Consider the following 20,727-nt stretch of genomic DNA (forward strand, 5'->3'; position numbering starts at 1 on the left):
CTCATCGGGCGTAAGAGTCCCGAGAGCTTCTATAACTTGTATCGTCAATACCGGTCGCCGGCGACTAGTAAACCCCCGGAGAAATGGAACTTGCGCCCCTTACTTTGGCGGAATAATGCTTGTGACCCTTTTCTATGGGGAATGAGGGGAGCCGCTGTATGGCAGCTCTTACAAAACTGCGGTGATGAATCCGTCGGCCGGGATCGTGAGGAGGGGACAGGTCGACTCCTGTAACACTCGCTCGCTATGGCTTCCGCGCAGATCGTCCAATAGGCCGTTGCGACCGTCCGTGGCCATCGCGATCAGGTCCGCACCGATCTCGTTGCCGACTTGATGAATGATCTCGATCACCTCGCCGCTCCGCGTCTCTCGGTTCCAGCGCCACCCGGCAATGTCCGGACAAACCACCTGTGGCATCGCATCTTCGTCTCCGACATGCAGAAGAGTAATCGTGCCGGTTTCGCAACAGAGACCGGACACCAGTCTGGCGACGGCGTGAACGGCCGGCTGGGCGGATGGAATCGGCGCGACGGGAATCAAGATGGTTTCCAGAGAAATCGAGCCGTTATCGAGCGAGACGAAACCCTCCATACCCTTGGGAATAAAGAGCGTCATCTCTCGCGATCTGCCGGCGACGCTGGCCGCAACGGATCTGTTGAGCCATGGAACGCCGCTCTTATGCTGATCCGTGGCCAAGACCATGAGATCCGTGCCGTGCGTCTTCAGAAAGGTCCTGATGGACTCGACCGGATCGTCGTGAACCATCCGGACCTTTTGAACGGAGAAGCCTCGAGTGACGGCGTCGGTCCGTTCGCTGTCTTGGGGAAGCCGTCTCCAACGCTCGAGCGTATCGCGGACTCCGGGGAAGTCGGCCCACGACTCGTCCCGGCTATCGGATACGTGAAGGATGGTCAACTTGGCCTTGGCGATCAGCGCGACGATCAACGCGTGGGCAAACGCACTCCGGCCTTCTTCGGTGAGATCGGTCGGGAGCAGGACGCGCTGGATCAGGGGAACAACGGACGTGTCGTATCTCATAAGCCCTCGAACTGATCCTCGGACACATATCGATGACGACTCGTTTTACTGTCCGAAGGACTCGGTCGAGGACGCCCCCGGAGGCGCGTCCTCGATCGGAGCTCATGCTAGGGATTGGTCTGGAGAGAGGCCTTGACCATGCGTGCCTGGTCGCGATGCGCCTTCAGAACGGGCAAAGTCGAGGTGAAATATTCCCGAAGATCGGGATATCTCATGGTGTCTATGTGCTGCTGGTATTCCTCCAACGTCGTCTCGTGATTCTGAAGGGTAAAATTCATATAGGCCCGATCGAACTCATGGCCGGACAATTTCGACATTTCGTCGACTTTTTTCTGGTCTTCCGCAGTGAGCTTCGTCGGCAGCGGCACCTTGTGTTTCGATGCGAGTTGTTCCGCCTCCCGGCGGACTTTCTTATGATCCTCGACCGCCTTCGATCCGTACTCCTTCACCTGCTTGTTCTCCGCCCGCTGTGCAGCCAGTTGACCGAGCGCGATCGCCACTTGTTGTTCCTCGGCGGCGATCGTCAGAAACGTTTGGGTATCTGATTTAGAGTCTAATTGCACTCCTGCCGGGTCTGATTTCACATCCACCTGGGCTCCCAGCCCTCCCGCAAAGAAACCGAATGCGACACCGATAAACAGGCCGACGGCGATCATCCGATACATGGGATGCTCCTTGGATAATGTGAGTTGCCGCTGGTCGGGAACTTCTCCCTTCCATTACTGATACTAAGGCGCCATGTTCAACCGCCCCCGTGCAAAACTTGAGCCGGTCGAATCAGTACCCTATGACGAAGCGAGGACTAAGTAATGGCCGATCCTCCGCGACTTATCAGAGCCGTAAACCGGTCGGAAGTCCGAGCACGAAACCATTCGCAGACAATCTGTTCCTGGATGGGACAGATGTTCTCTTATGCGCACCGTGGAACCGTCAATAAAGGACGACGCGAACGGCTCCGAGGATCATTCATAGATCATCCCTTTTTCGCCTGTCTCGACACTGCCTGCTCGAGCTCATCGCTGTTGGATACCAACACGTTATTGACGAAGAAAGTGGGTGTCCCTTGTACTCCGCAGCGATGGCCGGACAGCACATCACGCCGTACTTTCAGGACGCCGACTCCCGCGTGCAGGTCTCCTTTGAAATGGGGCACATCCAATCCAGCCATCGCGGCATAGAGATAGAGATCGTCGAGTTCGAGATGATCTTGGTTTTGGAACAGCACGTCATGCATCGGCCAGAAGCGGTCCTGCAGCCCAGCCGCGACGGAAGCCTCCGCGGCAAGCTGGGCATGCGGGTGTTTCCTGACCAGTGGGAAATGCCGATAGACGAACCGGAGGCGGGTGGAATGTCGCTCACGGAGGCGATGAAGGAGGGGCTGCGCTTCTCGACAATACGGACACTCGAAGTCGCAGTAGGCGATGAGCGTCATGGGCGCCGCCGCGGGCCCGACCACATGATCGTCCGGTAACACGAGGAGATCATATTTGGCGAGCGCGCTGCGCGCTTCTCTTTGCATTGAACCTACACTTCTCCGTTCCCCTGAGCCGTGGATGCCAGCACCCTGGCCAGCGACTCGTCGCCGGGCAATTTATTTTCGTCCGATCCGCCTGACAGCTCCGTGCCCCGCACGCGCATCCCATGGTGGTACACCAGATGCCCGCCGTACCAGGCCGACACAAATAGACCGACATTGCCCAACAACGATAGAAGCATGGGCAACGTGCGGGGCGTGCGATTGCGCCGCCTCATCAGTACATTGAAAGCCGTCAACGTCAGCAATCCGACATTCATCATGCCGTGCAGACGGCCAAGCCGCTTGGCTTGGTGGTCTCGAGGAATCGTCGCATAGTCCATCGCTCCGGCCGTTCCCGCGACGAGACCTCCCAGCAAACCGCCCAGCATGGTGTAGTAGGACGCGTCGGCGAAGGACCGGTTCTTCGTCGACACATGGAGCAGGTCCAAGACCAAGCTGAATGGCAACAGCCCGGCCGGCATGACGATCAACTGCGGGTGGAGGGGATGTCCGGAAAACGTGACCTGTGACATGGCGGACTCCTATCGAGCGTCGGCGTGCGAAAAGGCACCCGTCTCCATCTGTTCTTTGAATCGCTGCAGGTCTTCGGCGATCTTGGTGTTCGGGTCTTCTCCGAGCAACTTGGCGACAGCCGTTCCCACCTTGCCGCCCGGAGGTTCATACTGCAGCGTCACAGTCAACCACGTTCGTCTTCCATCGGCCGTCGGCTTGAACTCGACCGAACCGGTATTGTCCACGTCCGAACCTTTGAGCGACCTCCATCCGATGCGTTGATTCTCCACATCGTTGATGACTTCGGCATCCCACTCCACTTTGGGACCACCCGGCAGGGTCTTCACGACCCAGTGGGACAACCGATCATTGACCACTTGCACCGAATCAAGATGGGTCATGATGCGGGGCAAATTCTCGAACGACCGCCAAAACCGGTAGATTTCGTTCGGAGGACGATCGATCTCGATGGCCCGTTGGATTTTTGTCGCGCGTTTCGTATGGACCTTGCGTCGGCCCAATCGATTCGTGTCGCTTGCCGGCCTCCGTTGATCGTTGGAGCTCATATCGATTCCCATGGCCTCGAATGCGGGGCAATGGCCGCTGATCGCCCGATGGAGGAGCCCTCCTCCCACCATGGCCAGCGCCGCACCGGTCCAGTCACGACGAGACAGCCCGGACACGAGGAAGGCCATCCCTGCCATGCCTGACAGCATCCGCTGACCATCGCCTATGTTTTCCCGCTCATCATCGAAACCGGCTCGTTCTTCATTCCATCCCATATCTTGCGTATTGGTTCGATATGGTTTTTGTCCCGACAAATTCTCAGTCGTCATCGTCTTCCTCCTCGTGTGACAATCATGTCATGAGACTATTCGTTGGAGTGATTGTACGAAGTGCCGTCCGATCATCTTGACGACATCGGCTCCCCGCCGGACCAACGTGTGAACGGGCTTGACGGGGACAGGAATGGTCGCTTGCACAGTACCTCCCCCGGTTGCGATTTCTCGCTTTGCCGATAAGGTGAAATCCCAATCATGAGCTTTCGGACTATACGATATTTCCCTATCCATATTGAGCATCATGAGGCTCTTTCGGTGTGCAAGAGGCAGGCCGCTTCACCGAGAATCATCCCGTGCCTGCGCATGCGTTGCTCAAGGAAGAAACAAGGCCCATCGCGCGATCTGTCTTCATGGAACACGTTCTCCCGGTTACCTGGAGTTGAAATGTGTATACCTACCAGGCGTGGTAGGCCACATGGGAACTCCCTAGTTGCATGGCTCTGACGAGAATTCCACCATCTTCATCACTCAGCCGGCCCACTTTACATTTACAGCGCCACAGCCGTTCGCTTGTAGAGATTCCCGGTCCGCCGGGTCACACCTTCCGCTATGGAAAGGAATATGCATGAAAGGAATATGCATGGAGGTACCTCATGGTTGATCCGGCTCTTTTAGTCCGAAACTATCTGCTCTATTTCATTCTTCCTCTATGGGTACTGGCCGGTCTTACTGATTATTTTCTGCATAAACGTACCCGCATCGAAGAAAACACGGGTACGAAGGAATCGGTTCTGCACCTACTCCAACTCGGAGAAGCCGGATTCCCGGTGGTCGTGGCGCTGCTCTTCGAAATCAACGCCCTGGTCATTGCCATCATGCTGATCGCCCTGGTGGTCCATGAGGCGACGGCCTTGTGGGACGTCTATTATGCGCACACGCGCCGATACATCAGTCCGTGGGAACAGCACGTCCATAGTTTCCTGGAAGTCCTTCCCATCATGGCGGCGTCCTTCGTCACCGTGCTGTACTGGAATCAGTTCCTGGCCTTATTCGGCCTCGGTCCCGAGGCTCCCCGCTTTGCCGTTGAGCCAAAGACAGATCCCTTGCCCGTGGGTTATTTGGTGACTCTCTTCAGTTCGATCGCACTGTTCATCGTCGTGCCTTACGGTGAAGAGCTCTGGCGATGTATCTCAACCGCTCGTCGCCGCCGTATCCCACGGAATCCGCTGACGAAAGCCGCTTGATTCTCGATGCACAATCGATCCGCGATACCTGGCAGACCGATGGGGCCGATGCCAGAATCGGTTAAGATCGTTGGGGAGGCTCTCGCCCCGTGGGAAGCGAGACAATATGCGTAGGCGTCACATGAGACAACGGCCGCGTTGCGGCTCGTTGTCTCATGACGTACGTGAAGGAATGGTCAGGCAGCTCGACGATAACCTTCGGCTATTTCATCCGCCTGCGCACGCTTGCCGTACCCATAGTAGGCGGCAAGAGCCGCAGTCCCCCCATGAAGCCATACATCCCACCCATGTAACGGAGCCAGGCCGAACGCCATGCTGAGCGGCGGGATGACCCCCATAACGGCCAGGGCGCCGTAGAACCATGTCAGCCCGCGAGCGAAGGCCCTGGCATTGCTCACGCTGCTGGCGTAAGACAAACCCGCGATGCCTACTCCAAGATGGATCAGATTGTGAATCCAGTTCACCGGAAACAGACCGAATAAGAGACCATAGCCTCCGTCCGCGAAGAGACCCGGCACAGCGGTTGGGTGAGGATTCGATACCGCTCCGGGGATGAAACCCACGAATCCTATGAAGAGAAACAAGCCCCCGACTATTTGCGCAAATCTTCGACTCGGCATGCAAACTGTCACCTCCTTTCAGAGATTCGTGAGGAAGTCCGAATAAGACGGCGGGGCAGGCGGACATGCCGATACGGCAGCCGCCTGCTGTGGGTGGGAAAGACGTCATGCCGCCCGTCGATGGCCGCTTGCTCCTTTTTGTTTCATCATCCGTTCTTTGATTTTCATCGCTTCTTGTCCGATCTCCTCCCAGTCGATCTCGGCTTGTTCCGCTTGTGGAAACATTTCGGTCTCTTCCTCTTCGATGTGGTGCTTCACGAGCTCGCTCAAAACTTTGAACTTCGCCCGATAACCGTCGGCCGATCCCTTCATCTTCCGCAGTTCTTTGCTCAGCAACGTGACGACGTGATGTTCTTCATTCGCTTCGTCCACGGTCTCTTCTTCCTCGATCGCCTCGCGAATAGCCGGATACACGAGGGTCTCCTCGATTTTGGTGTGGATTTCCAACTCCTTCAGCGCTTCTTCAACGATTCCTTGCCTGGATCGGCCGTCCGCATTCTCGAATTGCTCGAAAAGCTCTTGGACTTTCTGATGGTCTTCTTTCAGCATCTCCAGAACATTGACGGATTCCTGTTCGGACATTTCTTCTTCGTCTTGTTCGATTTCCTTTTGCTTCCGTGCCATGCAACCCTCCTGTGGTGAATGAATACCGATGTACGGGGCTCAGTCATCTACTGCTTCGTCGGCACCTCGTCCTGAAAATACAGCTTACGGGTCCCCTCGTTGGCATCAGGTTGGACGGCAAACAGAAGGTCCGCCAATTCGTCGGCATGCTCCTCCTCTTTGGCCAGAATTTCCTCCAGCAACACCCGCGAGGTCGGGTCACCCTGTCCGAAATACCGAATCATTTCCCGATACGTTTCGATCGCGATGCGCTCGGCCACCAGATCTTCACGGATCATATCCACGAGAGAGGTTCCTTCCCGGTACTCGCTATGGCTGTGCTCTGCAATCGCGTTCGGATGCAATTCCGGTTTCCCCCCCAACTGCTTGATGCGTTCCGCAAGGCGATCGGCATGGCCCTGTTCTTCCTGGGCATGCTCAAGAAATTCTGTCGCCACGGCGGCCGAATGGATGCCCGTCGCCATGAAATAGTGAAAGCGGTAACGAAGCACGCACATGTACTCCGTGGCCAATGCGTCATTGAGGATGCGTACGGCTTGGTTACGATCGAGCGAATAATCGTGAGTAAACGGGCCCTCTTCGATATGCTGGCGAGCCCGTCTTCGGATTTCTTCGATATTTGCCACAAAATCCATATCCGTCCCCCTCTCCATATCCCGGCGGTCTATCTCCGGCCGACTTAGCCACTGTGTGGATTGCACAAACTTTGCCCTGCCCATCCTCAGCGCCGGTGGCATCTGTACCCTTGAAAACATAACGGCATGTCCCCATAAAGCGTTTCTCACATAAGCCGAACACGACGCGACACGACCGTCGTCGCGGACAATCTGTCTGATGAAGGACAACTTGTATGAAGAAACCGATGGCTCCACCGGTTGTTCGATGACCGCGTCACACCACTTCACGGATCTTGTTCTCGATGACCGTCTTCACGATTTCCAAGCGATCTTTTTGGCCTCGAGCCATGGCCTTGGTGAACTGCCAGGCCTGGTCGGTCGTGAGTTTGCCGGGCAACGGCGGTTCATAAGGATCGACGACCGCTTCGATCACGACGGGACCCGGCTGCGCAAACGCGTCTCGTAGGGTCTCCCTCACGCGAGCCGGATCACTCACGGAATAGCCGACTGCCCCGCATGCGCGAGCGAACCCCACGAAATCGATGGCCTGCAGATCGACGCCATATTGCGGATTTCCCTCGAAGGCGATTTGTTCCCACTTGATCATTCCGAGGGAGTTGTTCTTGATCACGACGATTTTGATCGGCAGACGGTATTTGACCGCGGTCGCTAGGTCCCCCATCAACATGGTGAACCCGCCGTCCCCGGCAAAACAGACCACTTGCCGGCCGGGGAAGGCGACCGACGCGCCGATGCTGTACGGCAGTCCGTTCGCCATCGTCGCCAAGGTTCCCGATACGGAAAACTGCATGGAACCGCGCATGCGGATGTGCCGCGCCGCCCACGTGGTCACTGTTCCGGTATCGCAACAGATGATCGCATCCTCGGCGAGCACGTCGTTGAGCGCATGGGCGATGACCTGTGGCTTCATGGGGATGTCGTCGCGCGTACCCCGTTCTTCCATGAGCCTATCCCACCGGGTCTTCCGCTCTTGCGCCCGTTCGAGGAACCGCCGGTCTGATTTCGGATCGACCAAGGGCAACAGGGCACGCAACACGTCCCAGCATTGTCCGACGAGTCCGACATCGACCGGATACCGCAATCCGATCCGGGCCGCATCCAGATCGATCTGGATGGCCTTGGCCTGGCCCGGCTTCGGATAGAATTCGAGGTAGGGAAAGCTGCTCCCCGCGATGATCAACGTGTCGCACTCCTCCATCACGTCTTGCGACGGAGCCGTGCCCAATAACCCGATCCCCCCGGTCGTGTAGGGATGATCGTCCGGCACCACCGCTTTCCCGAGCAGCGGCTTCACGATCGGCGCGCCGAGCTTTTCGGCCAACATGACGATTTCATCACGCGCCGACAGACAACCCCGCCCCGCCAAAATGGCGACTTTGGTTCCTTGGTTGAGTAACGCGGCCGCGCGCTCCAGCTGCGCCTTTCCGGGGAGCGGCAACGCTTCGCTGATCCGATCACCGCTGTGCTCGGCGACATTCGCCTTGGATCGCATTCCTTCGGCGGGCCAATCCTGGATGTCCTTGGGAATCGTGATGTGAGAGACAGTGCGTTTGGAGATTGCGGTTTTGACGGCGAGATCCACCGCATTACACACATGAGCGGGACCCATGACGCGCCCGCTGAAGGCCGCCACATCGCTGAACACGCGGTCGAGATCGATGTCCTGCTGATAATGAGTGCCGATCAAATCGTGGTACGTATGTCCGGTGATGGCCAATACCGGCTGCCCGTCGAATTTGGCGTCGTAGAGGCCGTTCAGAAGATGGATTCCGCCCGGACCGGACGTGGCCAAGCAGACAGCCAGCCTTCGAGTAAATTTGGCGTAGCCGCACGCCGCCAATGCGGCCGCTTCCTCGTGGCGGACTTGTATCACCCGAATGGCGTCTCGATGGGTCCGCAAGGCTTCGTAAAGACCGTTGATCCCGTCACCGGGAAGGGCAAACACCGTATCCACGTTCCAATCGATGAGGCGTTCCACCAAGATGTCCGCGACCGTCGCCGCCATGGTTGTCCTGCCTTTCTCTCTCTGATGAAGTCCACGTTTACGCGGCGCGTTGCTGTGTTCTCGACGCCTCGTGATCTCCGCTTTCCGTTCCGACTCCCACACGGCGCACGTACACCAACTCTCCCCCGAGCCAACCTGAGATGCCCAAGACGACCACGCCGACCCACGACAACAAAGACGGCACAAGAGCGTCCGGAGAGCCGACGTATCGGAGCCAGGCATTGACGCCGTACAGAAACACGAGCGAAAGGTTCAGCAACATGTGAAGCCGCGCGATGGAAACCACGCGAGGATTCGACAGTGACCGATAGTCCGCTGCACCGGGCACGGCCGCCATGATCGCTCCGATGAGGCCGCCGACGAGCGCGTAGTGGGCGATGGTCTTCCAAAGCGGACCTCCCAGACCAAAGTCATAGACGACATCGCAAACCAGGGAAAATATCCACAGCCCGATCGGAATCGGGACGATCATGGGATGGATCGGATGTCCATGTACGCTGGCCGGTGTAGACATATTCTCCTCCGTTAGTGATGCACGTTCTTAGGACGCCATGAGCCGCTTCAACTCTTTCGCGTTTTTCACGGCATAGGCGGCTTCATCGTTGTCGAAATAGACATAAGCCGCCCTCAACCGAGGACTCCAGCGTTCGAGACGCCGAGCCCATTTCGCCAAATCGGCGGGTGAATAGTCCCCTTGATACTTGTCCCCCGGACCATGGAGCCGCACATAGACGAAGTCGGCCGTCAACTCGACCGGGGTCTGGAAACCCGCCAAGTCAAACAGGCAAAAGGCCGCATTGTGACGACGAAGCGCCCGATAGACCTCCGCCGTATGCCATGTGGGATCCCGCAATTCGAAGCTGACGCGATGTCCCGCGGGAAGCGCGTGGAGAAACGCGTTGAGTCGTTCGAGATCGCAATGCCAGTGAGGCGGCAGCTGAAAAAGAATCGGGCCGAGCTTCCGCCCCAATCGATCGACGATCGGCAGAAACCGCGTCAGCGCACTTTCCGGGTCCGCAAGTTTTTTTCGGTGCGTGATATAGCGACTTCCCTTCACGGCAAAGCGAAAGTCCACGGGAGTGCAGAGACGCCACCTGTCCATCGCCTGTTCACTGGGAAGGCGGTAAAAGCTGTTGTTGATTTCCACGGAATCGAAATCCCGCGCGTAAAAACTCAACATGTTCCGAGGCATCAACGACGCGGGATAGTACCGTTCTCTCCAATGCCGATAATGCCACCCCGATGTCCCGATCCTCAGTTCCATGCACCGTTCACTCATCCGATTCCTTGGTGGCCTGATAGGCACGCAGCACTTCGGCGACGCTCCAGGCCTGCGCGATGCATCCGCGTGGCGCGTAAGGGGGATCGGCATCGAAGATTTCGCTGATGGTGCCGATTCCATCATCGGCCATGTGCCCCTCGAACCCATCCAACAGGCGGCGACACTCTGACCGATCCACTCCTGCCTTCAACGAGGCGTCGATAAAATGACCGATCAGCCAGGCCCAGACCGTTCCTTGATGGTAAGCCGCATCCCGTGCCCGCAGATCTCCGAAGTACATCGGTTTATAGTCGCGGTGACCCGGCGCAAGGCTGCGGAGTCCGAACGGGGTCAGCAGTTTCTCCCGCACGACGGTCAGGACCGAGGTCCACCGTTCTTTCCGCAAAACGGGATATCGAAGCGAGATCGCAAAGACCTGGTTGGGGCGCAGACTGGCATCATCCCCCGCCTCGCCGTCAACCACATCATAGAGGTATCCTCCGGAGGCGTACCAAAACCGATCGTTGAACGAATCCTCGATGCGTTTCGCCAAGCCGTCCCATCGGTCCGAGCGTTCTCCCAGGTCGGCGGCCCACCGTCCCATCAATCGGACGGCGTTGTACCAGAGCCCCTGGATCTCCACCGGCTTGCCCCGCCGCGGCGTGACCACCCAGTCCTCCACCTTGGCATCCATCCACGTCAATGCATAGCCCGGCGCTCCGGCCTTCAAGAGGCCGTCACGTTCGTCGATGCCGATCCCAAAACTGGTTCCCGTCAGATGATGCTCGATGATTCCTTTCAATGCCGGATACAACACCATCAGCGTGTCCCGGTCGCCCGTCACCTCGTAATACCGATCGAGTGCGTGAAAGAACCACAAGGTGGCATCCGCCGTATGGTACAGTCCGGTGCGTTTCCCCTCGGGAAACAAATTCGGGATGAGTCCGTCCTTGATGTACCGGGCGAAGGTTCGGAGAATCGCTCGAGCCTCCCGATGACGGCCGGTGCACAGCGTGAGTCCTTCCAGACTGATCATCGTGTCCCGTCCCCAGTCGGTGAACCAATGGTACCCGGCAATGACAGTCCGCGCTTCATCTCCCGAGGCCTGGGCCAAGGCATGTTCTTCCATGCGACTACCGGGGAACACGATGAACTGGTCCGCCGCGAGGGTAAGCCGCACTTCGAAGGGGTCGGTCGGTCGGGTTTGAGAAACGAGCTTTACTAACCGAGCGCGCTCGGCGTCGAATATGGCGGCCGGGTCGTATTGAAGATTCTCCCATGGTTCCATGCTGGCCACGAACGCGACCGGCTGATCTTGCCTTAACTGCACTGAAAAATAGCCGGGACTCTCGAGATCCTCGACATACAAAGATCCGCGATCTCGGTCGACTCGATACGACACGCCATGGCTGATGTATGAGTCCATCACGAACACGCCCGCATGCGGTCTTAAACAGAGTTTCAAGGGAGCCACCCCTTCGCATACCTGTACTTCATAACGTTCTCTCACGGCCGTGAGAAGAAATGGACCTCGACGCGCCTCACTGAGCGGCGCGTCGGGCATGCGAAAGGTGATGAACGGTCGCAGCCGCAACGTGAGGGGCTCTCCGGCACGCAGCCGGTATTCCACATAGACCGTGTTCTGGCCATACGGCATGATGACGCGCTTGAGCACCTCGCGACCGTGGCATGAGAAGCTCCATATCGGAGTTCGCCATTCTCGGCGAAAAACCGTAAGATATTCGAAGATGTCCGTGTCCAATGAGCCATCCGCGTGTTCCGCACCACTCAGCCGCACGGACTGCCCGCCGACATCGAGTTCTTCATCAAGCCGGGGAATCACCGTGGTGCGTCCCCTCGGCGCAGGCAAGTCGGGGACGAATATTCCGTGATAACGGCGTGTCGCAATCTGCATGACCGTGCTGGATGAGTACCCTCCCAACCCGTTTGTCACCAGCCATTCGAGAGACAAAAAAGCATTCACATCCCCATTTCGGTTCCATGGCAGAGTGATCGCCGGCTCGGATTGAGGCGGTGATGCAATTATCGCGTCGCTCATGGGCTTTGCTCTTGAGCGCCGGCCGCGACATCCCGTTCGATGCGAAAAACCGTCGCCGACTCGGCGGGGATATGCCAGCCTTCTTCGGTCAGTGGATTGACGATTCCCGGTCCGTCGTATTGCGGATGATCGCTCGACCAGAGAAGCGTCCAATATCCGCCCGGTGGCGGCGCCAACAGCGGCTCGGGAGCCGGAACAAAGTGGAGGTCCGCCCCTAGATTGATCACCACAAGCCGGTCATAGCCCGTTTCTTCGAAATAACGGACGGCCAAGGCCTGCGGCCCCAAGACGGCTCCATCGAGTGCCTCACGGGACTGCGCCGAGAACACGAGATCCTCGCGACGCAGTCGTAACAGGTCCCGGCAGAGCCGGTAGAGGGGACCGTGCGCATGACGTTCGGTGCGGTCCAGCTTGGATCGTTCGAACGTCATGGGGTCGTTAGGATCGAACATCGACCGTTGGGCTTCCTCGGAGGCATAGCTGGGAAATTGACTCAGGAACTCCCGCCGTCCTTGTGTCACTTTCGGACCGATCTCCTGGCCGGCGAAATCCACGAAGTACAGAAAGGGGTTCGAGGCGCCGTACTCCTGTCCCATGAACAACATGGGGGTCTGCGGAGCCAGCAAGTTGATCGCCGTGAGCACTCGGTACCGTCCCGGGCTCGTCAACGTATGAAGGCGGTTGCCGGTCAGGGTATTTCCGATCTGATCGTGATTTTGAATGTAGAACACGAAGCGAGCGGCCGGCTCATGTTTCACGACGGTACCTCTGGCTTTGCGTTGCCAATGGTACCGCTGGCCTTGATACAAGAATCCGCGCTTCAAGGCCGAGAGAAATTCCTGCGGCGTACCGCGATAGTCCGTGTAGTAGGCCTCGCTCCGACCGGTCGCCGCCACCCTCGACACATGATGAAAGTCGTCGCTCCAAACGGCGTCCATGCCCCATCCACCCTCGTTGACGGCCTGTACCGCTCGAATCTCCTGCGATTCACTCTCCGCGATCAAGACGATGGATCGCCGGCCCGCCACATGCCGCGTCTCTGAAGAGAGTGTCGCCAGGATATGCTCCTTGCTGGCATCGTGAATGGCGTGGGTCGCGTCGAGCCTGAGACCATCGAGATGAAATTCGTCGATCCAATAACAGGCATTCCGGACGACCAGTTCCCGCATGCCCTCCGACCTCGGCCCGTCGAAATTGAGGGCTTGCCCCCACTCATTCGAATACCGGTCGGTGACGTAATCATCGCTGAATGCCGACAAGTAATTCCCATCCGGTCCAAAATGGTTGTAGACCACGTCGAGAATGACCCCCAGTCCCTTCTCATGAGCGGCGTCCACAAAGCGCTTGAAGGCGTCATAGTCCCCGTACATATGTGAGGGAGCGAACAGACACACCCCGTCGTATCCCCAATTCCATCGACCGGGGAATTCCGCGATCGGCATGATTTCCAGCAGCGTGATCCCAAGACGCTTGAGCGAATCCAGTTCTTGAATCGCGGCATCGAAGGTACCCTCCTCGGTGAACGCGCCGATATGGAGTTCATAGATGACCTGCCCCGCGATCCGGACACCAGGCCAATCGTGGTCCCGCCATCGATAGGAGGAGTTGTCCACGATTTGCGAAGGACCGTGAGGCCCCTCGGGTTGGAAACGCGAACAGGGATCGGGATAGTCCTGTTTTTCGTCGATCCGATAGCGGTAGGTCATTCCGGAATTCGCATCTGAAACGATTCCCGTGAAGTGACCCATGTCACCGTCTCTGTCGAGCGGTCGCGTATGGCCGCTCCCGAGTACCACGTCGATGCGTTCGGCTTTGGGAGCCCACACCCGAAACTGCACACCCTTTTCTACTACCTGCGCTCCGAGCAGACTCATGTGAGGTGTCATGGAAGCTGTGATTCCGTGGTCGTGCCTGTCGTGAAGTTGCACGGCTGCATCGCGACACCTGTACCTATCGGGTTCGGGGCAGAACTCGTACTCGGCACCCCCCTAGATACAGAGCTGGAGGAATCACAGACGGGCGAGAAATCCTTTCAAGCCGATTGCGCGTCCATCGTCGGAGGTGACGGCTTCTCCCTCGTCCCATACCCACTTTTCGTGGCCTGTGACGCTGACGAGCCGATACACCAGCACATACGGACGTCGTGCCGTGACCGCCTCCTCTATGGTATTCCACGCTCGATCCCGATCAAGCGGATGCACCCAGTCACCGAGCGCGTGGGTATGAATGGCCCCCTCTCCCGCACCGGGATCATCGAGCCATTGGGTGATCGCGGCATCGATATAGTCCAATGTCCGACGCGGCTCGAAGCGACATCTGTACAACAGGACATCTCGGGTATTCCTCAAAAGCAAGCTGGCGAACGGACTCGCCGAGCCGCCTTCTTTCGTCAGGGAGGGCGGACTCGTGAGGTTGTGTATCACCAACGAATACCCTTGGTGACGTCTCAATCGATTGTGCAAGGGTTTCACCACCATATGCATCACGCACCAGGAACCATCTCGCCGCTGGAAGATTTCTTGCCGCACGACCTTTCGCTCATGGCGAGCCCGACGACAGATATGTCCCCATCGAGCCGCCGCATTCGCCTTTCCAGGAAAGATACGGTAGAGCGGCCGGCCCTTGATGTCGTCGCTCGGGTAGCCGGTGAGAACTTGCGCGCCCTGATTCCATTCGGTCACGCGCCCGCGAAGATTCACCAACACGATGCCGACGTTGTGCATATCATCGACGAACGAATGGAGTTGATGTTGACTGGAGGCAAGCTCGTCATGAGACTGGAGGAGTTGCCGCCTGGTTCGCTCAACGTACAGGCACGCCAAACCGAGACTTGTAATCGTCGCGGCGCCGATGGCGCGATTCACTGCGGCCAATTGAAAATCTCCCAGCGGACCGATCCAGAGTCCGATCAGTAGGAGGACCAGTGCCGCTGCGGTCACCGACGCAATGGTACGCGCACCGTCCCACAACAGAGCCAGTACGATGGCTGTTGAGTAAGGAACCCAAATTGCGATTCCATCCGGCAATCCGGTATCGAGGATGAAGGTCCCGAACAGGACGAAAAGGGTCAGAAATCCCAGTACGCTCGAACGTGCGCTCGATCGGAAGTCTTCGACATGCTTCCCTATCGACTCCATCGTTTGAAGTATCGGGACGTCCTGAGCGATGATGCCCATGGTCCAGGGCGTCGGAACGACCTGAGGCACAGCCGGTCGCTCACATCTATAGCGCCGATCGATACGGGCTTCGCTCGGCCCATGAGCAGTCTACAATTGTCCGAACTTCGTTTGCCAAGCGGCTGCGGCATCCGGCGTGATGGCTCCCACGGCATCCACGAGCGAAAGAGCCCCGACGAGGTCTCCATTTACATCCACGACCGGAACATGACGGATGCGATGGTGGAGCATGGCGGAAATCGCGTCGGCGAGAATGGCGTCCTCGCGGCATCGGACGACCATACGTTGTTTGAGCAGCTCATGGAGCGGGGTCGAGCCCGCTTTGTCTTCGGCGACGACATGGATCGCTAGATCATATTCCGTGAGGGCAATGACCGGTTCTGTCTCCAAACACACGACCAGGATAGGCACGTTCTGACTTTTGATGACTTCAATCGCTTCTCTGACGGTGGCGGAAGCCGCGGATGTCGCGATCTCTTGAGTCATAAGGTCCCTGACAAGGCGGTCCTCGCCCGGCAGTACTCGATAGGCCTCATCATTGGTGGATTCCCCGAAAATTCCTGAACGGGGGCGTGGGGACACCGTCAGCATATGCGAGTCATAGAGAGTCATGCGTTGCCATCTCGTTGAGTCGCGAATAGCCTCGTCTCGACGACTTCGGGGCCGACTGTGCTTCCATGCCGTTCGCCTTTATTTGATCGCTCGAATCGAGAGGGCATGGTTCTGTTCGTTGATCTTGGCTTCTACCTGATCGCCTTTCTTAATCGTCCCTTTCATGTCGGTCGTTTTATCGGTGTGTAAACGAACCTCTCCTCCTTCCTTGGTCTTGACGAAATACTCGGCGTCATCAATGCGGAACAATTCTCCCCTGATGGTCTTCGCACCGCCTGCCTCGGCACTGTCCTCTTTGATATGTCGCTGCTTATCATCATCCGATTGAAATCCATACTTTTGGGTATTCGTCAACGAGTCGGTTTTCATCGTGTCCGAAGGACTCGGTGCATGTTCGGCCTGAACATAGGAAGACAAGCCAAGGAACAACACGGCGCCACACAATGCAACTCCTAAGATTGTTGGAATTCGTTTCATGCGACCCTCCTCGCAGTTTTCGCGATCCAATCGATCTCTCCACTACTTCCGTCATCCATATAATCCAAATAAACCAATCGGACCAGTTTGCGATCTAGGAGTTTCCCCGGGTAACGAAACGTTGCCGGGGGTTCTGCCCAGTACGTGGAAATGGTGTGAGGCAGTACTCTGACGACTATTGCACTGATCCTGGATAGAGCAACAGACATGATCATTGACACGCGGCTCCCGATGATTCCACGGACCATCGTCGTACTGAGGGCGCTGCAATTGGGAGATTTATTGTGTGCGGTTCCGGCCTTCCGCTCGTTGCGGATCGCTTTCCCCACGGCTCACATCGCGCTCCTCGGGCTTCCATGGTCGAAAACCTTCGTCGATCGCTTTGACCGGTATCTTGATGAATTCATCGAATTTCCTGGTTACCCGGGGCTCCCCGAGCAGCCGGTCGCGGTGTCCGCGATTCCCGATTTTTTAACGGCCATGCAACGGCGTCGATTCGACCTCGCGCTTCAAATGCATGGAAGCGGCCAATACACCAACCAGCTCCTCACCCTCCTCGGCGCGAAAATGACAGCCGGTTTCGTGCCTGCAGGCGACCAGAGTCCCGACGAAGGACTCTTCATGCCTTATCCCGACCATGTACCTGAGCCCGAGCGCCATCTGGCATTGCTCCGCCATCTCGGCATTCCCGCCTATGACCACCGCTTGGAATTCCCGCTGAACGGACAGGACACGGCGACCTTCCGTCGTCTTCAATCCGTCCACGGGCTTGAAGCAGGGTCGTATATATGTCTGCATCCCGGTGGACGAGGCTCCGCCCGCCGATGGGCTCCGCATTTGTTCGGCTCCGTGGCGGATCGATTGGTCAAGCAAGGGTATCGAGTCGTGATCACCGGCACGGAAGAAGAGCGTCCGGTCACGAAAGTCGTGATGACCCACATGCGTGAGAATGCGACCGATCTGGTGGGACAAACGGATCTCGGCACACTGGCGGTCCTCTTGAGCCGATCGGCTCAGTTGATCGCCAACGATACCGGCGTCTCCCACCTGGCGGCGGCCCTCCAGGTCCCCAGCGTCATCGTGTGCGTCGGTTCCGATCCGATTCGGTGGGGTCCGCAAGATCGCGTCTTGCATCGCGTGCTCATCGGGCAGGCCACGACCGTCGAAGAAGTTCTGGCGGAGGTTCAGGCGCTGGACGCCTTATCTTTCTACCGGTCCACCAGGACCGAGAGCGTTAATTGCCTGGAACACATCATCGCCGACTTCCGGGCGTATGGCTCGCTGAACCGACCATCCCCGCGCGAGAGTCAACAGTCTAACGTATCGGGCCTGCGATGAGACCGCTGCGCATTTTCACATGGCATGTACATGGGAACTACCTGTACTACCTGACTCAGGGGCCGCACGAGTTTTATCTGCCGATCGGCGGATCCGGAACGGGGTATGCCGGAGCCGCTCCCGGTTTTCCTTGGTCGGCACGAGTTCACGACTTGCCGATCGACGAGATCCCTCGACTCGACTTCGACGTCATACTGTTCCAGTCCCGCACGCATTACCTGCGCGATCAATACGATATTTTGACGGCTCGGCAACGTCGCCTGCCGGCCATCTTTCTCGAACATGATCCTCCCCAGGAACATCCCACCAACACCCGCCACGTCGTCGATGATCCCTCCATGTTGCTCGTGCACGTCACGCCGTTCAACGAGCTCATGTGGGACAACGGGAAAACTCCGACCAGGATCATCGAGCACGGGGTCCTGGTGCCGCACGGCGTTCGGTACACCGGGGAGATTCCCAAGGGTCTTGTCGTCGTGAACGGACTGCGGCGACGCGGGCGCCGCCTCGGCAGCGACGTATTCGAGCGGGTGCGACGGGAAATCCCGTTGGATCTTGTCGGGATGGAATCGGAGGAATTGGGCGGGCTGGGAGAAATGTCACATGACGCCTTGCCGCAGCTGATGTGCCGATACCGATTCATGTTCAATCCCATCCGCTATACGAGTCTTGGTCTGTCGGTGTGCGAAGCCATGGCACTTGGTGTGCCGGTCGTCGGCCTGGCCACCACTGAAATGGCGACGCTCATCGCACAGGGTCGGTCCGGCTATGTCCATACCGATCTCCGCCGCCTGATCGGTTACATGCAAATGCTCTTGTCCGATCCGGCCGAGGCGCATCGAGCGAGTCTCGAAACCCGTCGAGAAGGACAGCGCCGTTTCAACATCACTCGCTTCATCGACGATTGGAATGCGGTATTCGCCGCAGCCCTTCGTCAAGGAACGGCGTATGAGAGACCGCGCCAGACTGAGCCACTCTTGGCAGGATAAGGAAAGACATGAAGCGGCAAATCGCCCTGATCAGCGAACATGCGTCCCCCGTCAGTCTTCTCGGCGGCGTCGACTGCGGCGGACAGAACCTCTACGTGGGCCAAGTCGCCAAATGCCTGGCCGCGATGGGGTGCGACGTCGACGTCTTCACGAGACGGGACAGCAGCATCCTCCCCGAGACCGCCGAGTGGGTGAACGGCGTGCGGATCATCCATGTCCCGGCCGGGCCCCCGACCTATGTCCGAAAGGAAGACCTGCTGCCCTACATGGGCTCTTTCACGGAGTACATGCTGCAGTTCTGCCGCTGTCAACGGAAGGCCTACGACCTCATACACGCCAATTTCTGGATGTCCGGTTTGGTGGCGGCCGAGCTGAAGAAGCAGTTGGGCATCCCCTTCGTCATCACGTTCCATGCGTTGGGCCGCGTCCGGCGTCAATTTCAGCGCCAGGCCGATGAATTCCCCGACGAGCGTTTCGACGTCGAGGACCGTCTGGTGGAAGAAGCCGACCGCATCATCGCGGAAGCCCCGCAAGACGAAGAAGACCTCATCCGGCTCTATAACGCCGATCCCATGAACATCACCATGATCCCATGCGGATTCGATCCGGCCGAACTGGCGCCGATCAGCAAGACCCTGGCCCGTATCTCGCTCGGTTTACCGCCGGAGGAACGCGTCGTCCTTCATCTGGGCCGTTTGGTTCCCCGCAAGGGAACCGAGACGGTCATCCGTGCATTCGGACGGCTCCTGCATCGCCATCGGATGTCGGCGAGATTATTGATCGTGGGAGGTGACCGCGACGATCCGGATCCGCACGCCACCCCGGAAATCGCGCGATTGCAGAACATCGCCCGCGAGGAACACATCGCCGACCACGTGACGTTCGTCGGCCGGCGCGGGCGGGAGGTCTTGAAATACTACTACAGCGCCGCGGACATGTTCGTGACGACCCCGTGGTATGAACCGTTCGGCATCACTCCGTTGGAAGCGATGGCCTGCGGAACCCCGGTCATCGGGTCAAACGTCGGGGGCATCAAATTCACGGTCCGTGACGGAGAAACCGGGTATCTGGTCGCGCCGCGAGATCCGGACGGCCTGGCGGAAAAGATCGCGTACCTCTATGCCAATCCCAAGCTGCTCGGTGTATTCAGCCGACAGGCCATACAACGGGTCAACGATCTCTTTACCTGGAATAAAGTCGTCAAAGGATTGAAGGGACTGTACGAGCAGGTCCTCGCCGACAAACAATTGACCGGGACCTATCGGACGGACGAACGAGATTTCGTGGAGGCGCAATTCGACGGCGTCATCAAGTCGCTGAAGGACCATCAACGCCCCATGTCCGTGCCCATCTTGGAGACAGCCCACCTCCTGAGCGACGCGTTTGCCCGAGGCGGCAAGGCGCTGGTCTGCGCCTCACCCGGACAAACCTGGGCAGCCCACATGCTGGTGCAACAGCTGCTCCACGCAGCCGGCAGCGGGCGTCCCGGCTTGCCGGCCATCGCCATTCACGCGTACGAGCGAGCATCCGGCGACCCAAGCGACGACCTCGGCCCCGCCGAACAAGTGGACATCTTTGCCCGGCCCGGTGATGTGATCATCGGCATCGGCCTTGATGGAGTCGGTACATCCCTATCGCGGACCTTCGAGGCGGCGGCGCAACGCGGACTCCAAGCGATCGCCATTGTCGGGAATGAAACCGATTCGGAACAATACGAGGCGCACGTCACGGTCGCGATCAGCTCTCCGCATACACACGCGCGCGAATCCCTCTACCTCGTCCTCCTCCACATTCTGTGCGGCATCGTCCAGCAGCGCGTGTGCGCCACGGACCGA

At 58.2% G+C, this 20,727-nt stretch carries 21 protein-coding genes and 1 pseudogene; 4 read left to right on the plus strand and 18 right to left on the minus strand.

Going from position 1 to position 20,727, the window contains the following annotated elements; all coding sequences use genetic code 11:
- Nucleotides 1-168: 168 nt before the first annotated feature.
- The 6 genes from A4E19_14205 to A4E19_14230 form a co-directional block, all read right to left on the minus strand.
- Complete coding sequence (locus A4E19_14205; GenBank protein ID OQW37307.1) at nucleotides 169-1,038, minus strand: hypothetical protein; 870 nt, start codon at nucleotides 1,036-1,038, stop codon at nucleotides 169-171.
- A gap of 107 nt (nucleotides 1,039-1,145) precedes the next feature.
- Nucleotides 1,146-1,703, minus strand: a complete 558-nt coding sequence (locus A4E19_14210; protein ID OQW37308.1) for a hypothetical protein — start codon at nucleotides 1,701-1,703, stop codon at nucleotides 1,146-1,148.
- 308 nt (nucleotides 1,704-2,011) lie between these two features.
- On the minus strand, nucleotides 2,012-2,557 hold the full coding sequence (locus A4E19_14215; GenBank protein OQW37309.1) for a hypothetical protein: 546 nt from the start codon (nucleotides 2,555-2,557) through the stop codon (nucleotides 2,012-2,014).
- 5 nt (nucleotides 2,558-2,562) lie between these two features.
- The gene (locus A4E19_14220; protein ID OQW37310.1) at nucleotides 2,563-3,087 is read right to left on the minus strand and encodes a hypothetical protein; all 525 of its coding nucleotides are present in this window, start codon (nucleotides 3,085-3,087) and stop codon (nucleotides 2,563-2,565) included.
- A gap of 9 nt (nucleotides 3,088-3,096) precedes the next feature.
- Nucleotides 3,097-3,903: a hypothetical protein gene (locus tag A4E19_14225; protein OQW37311.1), complete on the minus strand. Its 807-nt coding sequence runs from the start codon at nucleotides 3,901-3,903 to the stop codon at nucleotides 3,097-3,099.
- 27 nt (nucleotides 3,904-3,930) lie between these two features.
- Entirely contained in the window at nucleotides 3,931-4,149 is a 219-nt protein-coding gene (locus A4E19_14230; protein ID OQW37312.1) for a hypothetical protein, read from the minus strand.
- A 353-nt stretch (nucleotides 4,150-4,502) separates the two neighbouring features.
- Here A4E19_14230 and A4E19_14235 point away from each other — a divergent pair, with 353 nt between their 5' ends.
- Complete coding sequence (locus A4E19_14235) at nucleotides 4,503-5,093, plus strand: diguanylate cyclase (GenBank protein OQW37313.1); 591 nt, start codon at nucleotides 4,503-4,505, stop codon at nucleotides 5,091-5,093.
- A gap of 176 nt (nucleotides 5,094-5,269) precedes the next feature.
- Here A4E19_14235 and A4E19_14240 read toward each other — a convergent pair whose 3' ends face one another.
- The 12 genes from A4E19_14240 to A4E19_14295 form a co-directional block, all read right to left on the minus strand.
- Nucleotides 5,270-5,713, minus strand: a complete 444-nt coding sequence (locus A4E19_14240) for a hypothetical protein (GenBank protein ID OQW37314.1) — start codon at nucleotides 5,711-5,713, stop codon at nucleotides 5,270-5,272.
- A 105-nt stretch (nucleotides 5,714-5,818) separates the two neighbouring features.
- Nucleotides 5,819-6,337, minus strand: a complete 519-nt coding sequence (locus A4E19_14245; GenBank protein ID OQW37315.1) for a hypothetical protein — start codon at nucleotides 6,335-6,337, stop codon at nucleotides 5,819-5,821.
- A 47-nt stretch (nucleotides 6,338-6,384) separates the two neighbouring features.
- Complete coding sequence (locus A4E19_14250) at nucleotides 6,385-6,990, minus strand: bacterioferritin (protein ID OQW37316.1); 606 nt, start codon at nucleotides 6,988-6,990, stop codon at nucleotides 6,385-6,387.
- A gap of 238 nt (nucleotides 6,991-7,228) precedes the next feature.
- Nucleotides 7,229-8,980 carry a pyruvate oxidase gene (locus tag A4E19_14255; GenBank protein ID OQW37317.1) on the minus strand — a complete coding sequence of 584 codons (1,752 nt, stop codon included), beginning with the start codon at nucleotides 8,978-8,980 and terminating at the stop codon, nucleotides 7,229-7,231.
- A 37-nt stretch (nucleotides 8,981-9,017) separates the two neighbouring features.
- Nucleotides 9,018-9,494 carry a hypothetical protein gene (locus tag A4E19_14260; protein OQW37318.1) on the minus strand — a complete coding sequence of 159 codons (477 nt, stop codon included), beginning with the start codon at nucleotides 9,492-9,494 and terminating at the stop codon, nucleotides 9,018-9,020.
- Between the two features lie 27 nt (nucleotides 9,495-9,521).
- On the minus strand, nucleotides 9,522-10,259 hold the full coding sequence (locus A4E19_14265) for a hypothetical protein (GenBank protein ID OQW37319.1): 738 nt from the start codon (nucleotides 10,257-10,259) through the stop codon (nucleotides 9,522-9,524).
- Nucleotides 10,252-12,300 carry a hypothetical protein gene (locus A4E19_14270; protein OQW37320.1) on the minus strand — a complete coding sequence of 683 codons (2,049 nt, stop codon included), beginning with the start codon at nucleotides 12,298-12,300 and terminating at the stop codon, nucleotides 10,252-10,254. Before A4E19_14270 ends, A4E19_14265 begins: the two co-directional genes overlap by 8 nt.
- On the minus strand, nucleotides 12,297-14,186 hold the full coding sequence (locus A4E19_14275; GenBank protein ID OQW37321.1) for a malto-oligosyltrehalose trehalohydrolase: 1,890 nt from the start codon (nucleotides 14,184-14,186) through the stop codon (nucleotides 12,297-12,299). Before A4E19_14275 ends, A4E19_14270 begins: the two co-directional genes overlap by 4 nt.
- 123 nt (nucleotides 14,187-14,309) lie before the next feature.
- Nucleotides 14,310-15,506 (minus strand): hypothetical protein, encoded by a 1,197-nt coding sequence (locus tag A4E19_14280; protein ID OQW37322.1) that lies wholly within the window; start codon nucleotides 15,504-15,506, stop codon nucleotides 14,310-14,312.
- Nucleotides 15,507-15,566: 60 nt separating this feature from the next.
- The gene (locus A4E19_14285; GenBank protein OQW37323.1) at nucleotides 15,567-16,088 is read right to left on the minus strand and encodes a hypothetical protein; all 522 of its coding nucleotides are present in this window, start codon (nucleotides 16,086-16,088) and stop codon (nucleotides 15,567-15,569) included.
- A gap of 78 nt (nucleotides 16,089-16,166) precedes the next feature.
- Nucleotides 16,167-16,565 carry a hypothetical protein gene (locus tag A4E19_14290; GenBank protein ID OQW37324.1) on the minus strand — a complete coding sequence of 133 codons (399 nt, stop codon included), beginning with the start codon at nucleotides 16,563-16,565 and terminating at the stop codon, nucleotides 16,167-16,169.
- Nucleotides 16,562-16,780 carry a hypothetical protein gene (locus tag A4E19_14295; protein ID OQW37325.1) on the minus strand — a complete coding sequence of 73 codons (219 nt, stop codon included), beginning with the start codon at nucleotides 16,778-16,780 and terminating at the stop codon, nucleotides 16,562-16,564. The genes A4E19_14290 and A4E19_14295 overlap by 4 nt, the downstream gene beginning before the upstream one ends.
- Between A4E19_14295 and A4E19_14300 the strand changes: the two genes are divergently transcribed.
- The 3 genes and pseudogenes from A4E19_14300 to A4E19_14310 all read left to right on the plus strand — a co-directional run bounded on the left by A4E19_14300 (nucleotide 16,773) and on the right by A4E19_14310 (nucleotide 20,718).
- Nucleotides 16,773-17,903 carry a hypothetical protein gene (locus tag A4E19_14300; protein ID OQW37326.1) on the plus strand — a complete coding sequence of 377 codons (1,131 nt, stop codon included), beginning with the start codon at nucleotides 16,773-16,775 and terminating at the stop codon, nucleotides 17,901-17,903. The two genes, A4E19_14295 and A4E19_14300, sit on opposite strands and share 8 nt — an antisense overlap.
- Nucleotides 17,900-18,892: a transferase gene (locus tag A4E19_14305; protein ID OQW37327.1), complete on the plus strand. Its 993-nt coding sequence runs from the start codon at nucleotides 17,900-17,902 to the stop codon at nucleotides 18,890-18,892. The genes A4E19_14300 and A4E19_14305 overlap by 4 nt, the downstream gene beginning before the upstream one ends.
- 8 nt (nucleotides 18,893-18,900) lie before the next feature.
- Nucleotides 18,901-20,718: pseudogene (locus A4E19_14310) on the plus strand (phosphoheptose isomerase).
- Nucleotides 20,719-20,727 lie beyond the last annotated feature (9 nt).

Source organism: Nitrospira sp. SG-bin1, from assembly GCA_002083365.1.
Taxonomy (GTDB): domain Bacteria; phylum Nitrospirota; class Nitrospiria; order Nitrospirales; family Nitrospiraceae; genus Nitrospira_D.